Consider the following 6,072-nt stretch of genomic DNA (forward strand, 5'->3'; position numbering starts at 1 on the left):
CCACCTCTAATTATGTGTATATATGTGACATTTTTACATTTCGATATATGCTTAGTATATCATATATATTAAAGAAAGAGGTGGAAAACGTGAAAAAATCACTATTTATTTATTCTTTATAGCATCACTCCCACTCTTCAATTTGTTAGATATTTGGCGATGGTGGGGATTCCATTAATTGAAAGGAGATAACTAGAGGACAGATTTGTTAGTATTAGAACTTTGCTATCTAATAAAATACTGTATCTGAAGATTGGTTTTTCGTTTCAAGAGGATACAAAATAGATTTGAAAAACATAGGGAAAACTCAATTAATTTAAGTAAGGAAACTCGTTTTTCTATATAGCATCCCACTGTACAAAATAACATTAGGAGGGTAACTATAAAAAAATAATTAAAATAATTACTTTTTTATCGCTATTATCTACACTATTCTACACTAGCTCTCCCCTACTTACTTTAACGGTAAGTGCAAATGAAATAATTCCTAACAATAAAAGTGCTCTAATAAAAACAGAAGACCGTAGCGCTACAGGCGCTACAGCAATCTTTTTTGGAGGAATTTTTGTTGGTTGGGTTATAGATGGAACAATAACGTATGTGACAGGAAAAGCGCCTTCGGAATGAGTTGCTTGGGGATTACGTAATATTCACAATTATATTTTACAACAAGTAAGAAACGGCGCAAGACAAGTTGTAATTCCCAAAAGTGGTCCGTACACATGTCCTGGAGTCGTAATCGACCATTCAGGGAGGTGTCCATAGATGAACAAAAGAAGCTTCAAAAAAATGTTTCTAATATTTATTTTAGGTATCATTGTAGGTCTATTCTTAATCCCATTCCTTAGACCACATTTGGTTGATTGGCTAAAAACTATATGTGGTTAATAGTAACGATAACCTTATTTAACAAAAAAGTTTTCCCTTTTATTTTTTAATAGCATTGTTTTGACAAATTAACTTCCACGTTTATTGACGGTAGAAGTTGGTTTGAGAATTTAACACTTTGATGACCTTAGATCATTATAATCCTACAAGTACAGGTATGACTTTTAGTTTTAGATATTCTCATTAGTTTAATTAAAGGAGATCCGTGTTATGGTAACGGATAAAATGCTTTCATAGCTAACCAACTGTTGAAAATTATGAGTTACAAAATCTAAAGTATTTAAGATTGGTTTATAAAATTAAGTCTCTGTCTGTAGAAAGGAACGTGCAGTTAGAAAGGAGGAAAAAATAGGATACTATAATTCAGACTGAGATTCCTAATTAAAATGTGTAGTTGCATTTCGCTCATTTTCATAATATTTCATTCAGAGGAGTAATAATATGTTAAAAATTAGAAAAGTAGTTGCATCATCCCTTGCCGTTTTGGCATTTAGTTTGGCTTCTCCTGTTTTGGCATTTTCTCACCGTGGTGGCGAGTGGAACTATTGAGGCCATCATGATCCAAATAATTGGGGAGCATATTCGAATTATTATCATGGTTCACGGTATCACTGGGCCTATGTTGGAAGTAGTGGACGTAAAAATGAAAAAACAGTTTATGCAGGAGAACATAGTGCGGCCTATGCGTTTGTTAATACAAATTTTGGGGAGCAAGTTACATTTGATGCGGGATGGTAAAGAATAATTGAAGAAGATTCTTTTATCAATAGTTTAGTAAGCTTGTTAGTTTATAGGGGGCAGGGGTATTTCTGCCCTCTATTTTAGAATAAGGAATGCACTATGAAAAAATTATTTATACTCATATCCAACCTGCTTGCTAGTTTGTTCTTTGTTTGGGTATTTACCATTTGGACTGATACATATGTCTCCCATTATTACCCCAACGTTGTTGTACGTGATTCTTCCCCTGAAACAACTTTTCAGCATGTTGCTACACGCTTGGAAAAACTAGCAGAAGAAACGGATAGCTTTATTGCGATTCAACACCAAGATCTTAACTCAGAAGGTACTCCAGTGTTTTCTTATACGACCTTTGGGAACGGAAAGTTGCCTGATGGGCTACAGGAAAAAAATCTAGAAGATGCTCAAAGTAGTAGTGTTGAAACAAACTATTTTGTATTCGATGGAAACCTAGATATTCACTTGCTAAGGGAGGAGCTAAGTCAACTTGGCTTGACTAACATGCACCTGACAATTCCATCTAAACTATCTACGTTAATGGCTATCTTTAGTAACGGATTTCAGTTAATCAGTTTATTGATTTTCATCTTAACCTTTGGAGCACTGACTTTAATTAGTCAAATTAGCCAATTACGGTCGTCGGGCATTCGCCTCATTTCAGGAGAGAAACGGTGGTCCATTTTCCTTAGACCAGTTGGTGAGGATTTGAAAGGGATAGCTTTTGGTTTCAGTTTAGCTGGCGTGCTCGCCATTTTTATGCAAAAAATTCTGTCGCTTCCAACGCAATCCCTAATGACCATAGGAGAAGGCTTGCTCAGTTATAATCTCATCTTGTTGTCGATCTCCCTGTTTTTCGCTCAACTCTTCGCAGTTGGAATAAAAAAGATACACCTGATGCAGATTATAAAAGGGCAAGTGCCTGTCAGAGGAATCATTAGTTTGATTTTAATCGGTCAACTATTAGCGATTATTATTGTAACGCTGGGAATAGGGAGTAGCTTAAAGTATTCCCAAGCCTGGCAACAGCATCGGATTGGACAAGAGGTTTGGAGTCAGGAAAGGCAACTGATTATCCTATCAATCAGCCGTGACGGAACGAGTCCTGGTTTTGATGAACAGGCTCAAAGGAAACTCAGAACTTGGTATCAATTGATGGATCTGGCTGTTTCAGAACAAAAGGCTTTCTTATCTAGACACCAGTTAATTGACCGTACTTTGCAAAATGGCATGGCTTCCTCAAAAAACTTGACAACCTCTACAGAATGGCACGATTACAGCCCGAATGGCAATGTCCTTATCGTCACACCGCAATACTTGGAGCGTCAAAATATTCCTGTAGATACAACTATTGAGCAAAAGATGAATCACCTTGATGTAGGGGAGTTTGTCTTATTGCTGCCTGAACACCTCCGTTCAGAGGAAGAACATTATAAATCTGTTTTTGAAGACGACTTAACCAGTCGCATGTCTAGTCAAGATGAACGACAGCAAATGACTGCTACGGTTGGTTATTTGGAATCAGGTCAGGATCGATTTGTGTATAATACGACCCCTATTTCTTACCAGCAGTTTTTGAAAGATCCAATCATCATTGTTATAACACCCCAATCAACTGGTCCACAGTCCATTTTCTTTTGGGTAGACGCAGTACAGAACTACGTTCTCTTTAATCAATTGTCTGATGCCCAGGAGCTTATCCAGAGACAAGGCATTGAAAATTGGGTCTCAGAAATGCAAACAGATTACCACAACTACATCACATTATTGGATAATATCCAGAGGGAACTTTGGGTAATGCTAGCAGGAGCTGTGCTTGGGATTGCAACTTCAATCTTGTTGTTTAACACTATGAATAGGCTCTACTTCGAAGAATTTAGACGTGCCATTTTTATCAAACGCATTGCAGGTCTCAGGTTCTTAGAAATCCATCGCACTTATCTCTTTGCTCAACTGGGTGTGTTTTTACTGGGATTTGTTGCGAGTGTATTTCTTCAGGTAGAGATAGTAGTTGCTTTCTTAGTCTTGTTACTCTTTACTGGTCTATCTCTTTTACAGTTACATGTCCAAATGCAGAAAGAAAACAAGATGTCCATGCTTGTTTTGAAGGGAGGTTAATATGATTGAACTTAAACAGGTGAGTAAATCTTTTGGAGAACGAGAGTTATTTTCGAATCTTTCAATGACATTTGAGGCTGGAAAAGTCTATGCCTTAATTGGTTCAAGTGGTAGCGGAAAAACAACCTTGATGAACATGATTGGGAAATTAGAATCTTATGATGGGACGATTTTTTACCGAGGTAAAGACTTGGCCAAATATAAATCGAGTGATTTTTTCCGTCACGAATTGGGCTACCTCTTCCAGAACTTTGGCTTAATTGAAAACCAAAGTATTGAAGAAAACCTTAAGCTAGGTCTCATTGGTCAAAAGTTGAGTCGGTCGGAACAGCGGTTGAGGCAGAAGCAGGCTTTAGAACAGGTCGGCCTGGCTTATCTTGACTTAGATAAGCGCATCTTTGAGTTATCGGGCGGAGAATCGCAACGGGTTGCCTTGGCAAAAGTTATCTTAAAGAATCCACCCCTTATTCTGGCAGATGAGCCAACAGCTTCAATAGACCCAGCAAACTCTCAGTTGATTATGGAGATTTTGCTATCTCTTCGAGATGATAATAGGCTAATCATTATCGCAACACATAATCCGGCAATTTGGGAGATGGCTGATGAAGTGATCACGATGGATCGTTTGAAATAAAAATCCTTGTTTTTAATTGCACGATGAGTTACTGAAATATTATCATGAATCAATAATTGGAGTTAATTTAGAATTGTACTTTATTAATATTGAGCTCACTTTTTCTTGATAAAGGAAGAAATAGTGGAGAGGAAGTTAGAATGAAAAAATTCGACAATTATATTATTGAGAAGCCTTGCGATTCTAATTCAGATAAATTGCAAAAAATCTTAATAATTGAAAGTTTGGTAGATAAGATTTTGCAATTTTCTCTCAGAATCAATAATAGTGTAGGAGAGATTTTCCTCCTACAACCGTTTCATAAGTATTAATCTATACGCTTACATATATCTTTTGGTCTCTATCCTTTAGGTGAAAATACCGATTTTATGGTATAATAAGGATAACTCTATATAAGGAGGTGTGCCATGACTCTTGATGTAAATAAAGAAGAATTAACAATTTTAGGGATTCCCTTTGATAACTTTTCGGATTTTGATACTGTCTGGTATGCTATTGGGTCATCGATGATTGAAAATTATGAACCTACTGTTCAAGATGTGATTGATTTAAAAACTTATGTTATCAACAGACGAAAGGAATTGAATATTGGTTAAAAATCAATACGAAGGATATGAGTACATTGACCCCAATCATCAATATACCTATCCAAATTCTACAGTCTTAATCAACAAACAAAATATTACAAATATTGAAGAAGCCTATCGGAATGAGCATTTATTCGTTACTAGAAGGCTTGCAGACTTGCGCTTGAAAGTCATTAAAGTCTACTCCATTAGTGATATTTTAGCCATTCATAAATATTTATTTCAAGATGTCTATGCTTGGGCGGGACAATATCGCAAGGTGAATATCTCAAAAAATGGGAATCCTTTTATGTCAATACAATCTTTCAGTACTGCCCAATCATATATAAACCGCCTTATTCATACCTATTATCAAACTGCTAATTCAAAAGATGAGATTATTAAACAATTAGCAAAAATTCTTGATAATCTTAATTATTTCCATCCCTTCCGAGAAGGGAATGGACGAACTCAACGAGAAGTCATTCGTTCCTTAGCATTATCAAAAGGATACTCTGCACAAATACGTGTGGAGCAAGATGACGAGGTTTACAATCTTTATATGGACGGAACAGTCTATGGAGATTTAGGAAAGTTAGAAGAACTACTTGGTAAAATACTGGAAAAATTGTAAATTAGTCTACAAAAATACTTCTATGTTTTTAAATATCCTAAATATCACAGAAAATTATAACTTACCAAGGTTTAAATCATAATAGATAGACAAAAAGCTTCTGAAATCTAACATTTCAGAAGCTTTTTTCTTGTCATAAAATGGCTGCAACTATTATTATTCAATACATATTATATCAATTTATGTGATAATTTTTCTAAATTATCCTTGCTATCCTAATATCATTCCTAAGAAAATCAAAGATTTATGACTAAATGGATAGATGATTACGAATATAAGGTTAGGAGATTAGAGAATTTTATCAATATACTTGATAATACAAGAAATCAAAATGTTACCAAATTAGAACGGGAAACAAAATCAGTATAGTTATTTGAGATACCATGAAAAAATTATAAGGCTGATAGTATTAATATCACTATCAGCCTTACAGGTTATTTAACGTTTCAGAAAAACTATAATGTCAAGATTAACTATACAGTATCTAATTCCTT

The 6,072-nt window shown here is 35.2% G+C and carries 4 protein-coding genes and 1 pseudogene; all 5 read left to right on the forward strand.

The window, feature by feature from the left end; translation table 11 throughout:
• Positions 1-1,329 precede the first annotated feature (1,329 nt).
• Positions 1,330-1,626: pseudogene (locus tag SPADD19_RS00005) on the forward strand (lactococcin 972 family bacteriocin).
• A 102-nt stretch (positions 1,627-1,728) separates the two neighbouring features.
• Complete coding sequence (locus SPADD19_RS00010; protein ID WP_061454866.1) at positions 1,729-3,744, forward strand: bacteriocin-associated integral membrane family protein; 2,016 nt, start codon at positions 1,729-1,731, stop codon at positions 3,742-3,744.
• Between the two features lies 1 nt (position 3,745).
• Positions 3,746-4,378 (forward strand): ABC transporter ATP-binding protein, encoded by a 633-nt coding sequence (locus tag SPADD19_RS00015; protein ID WP_023919434.1) that lies wholly within the window; start codon positions 3,746-3,748, stop codon positions 4,376-4,378.
• Positions 4,379-4,785: 407 nt separating this feature from the next.
• Positions 4,786-4,974, forward strand: a complete 189-nt coding sequence (locus tag SPADD19_RS00020; RefSeq protein ID WP_014713950.1) for a hypothetical protein — start codon at positions 4,786-4,788, stop codon at positions 4,972-4,974.
• Positions 4,967-5,578 carry a Fic/DOC family protein gene (locus SPADD19_RS00025; protein WP_061454867.1) on the forward strand — a complete coding sequence of 204 codons (612 nt, stop codon included), beginning with the start codon at positions 4,967-4,969 and terminating at the stop codon, positions 5,576-5,578. The genes SPADD19_RS00020 and SPADD19_RS00025 overlap by 8 nt, the downstream gene beginning before the upstream one ends.
• Positions 5,579-6,072 lie beyond the last annotated feature (494 nt).

Source organism: Streptococcus parasanguinis (genome assembly GCF_001578955.1).
Lineage (GTDB): Bacteria > Bacillota > Bacilli > Lactobacillales > Streptococcaceae > Streptococcus > Streptococcus parasanguinis_U.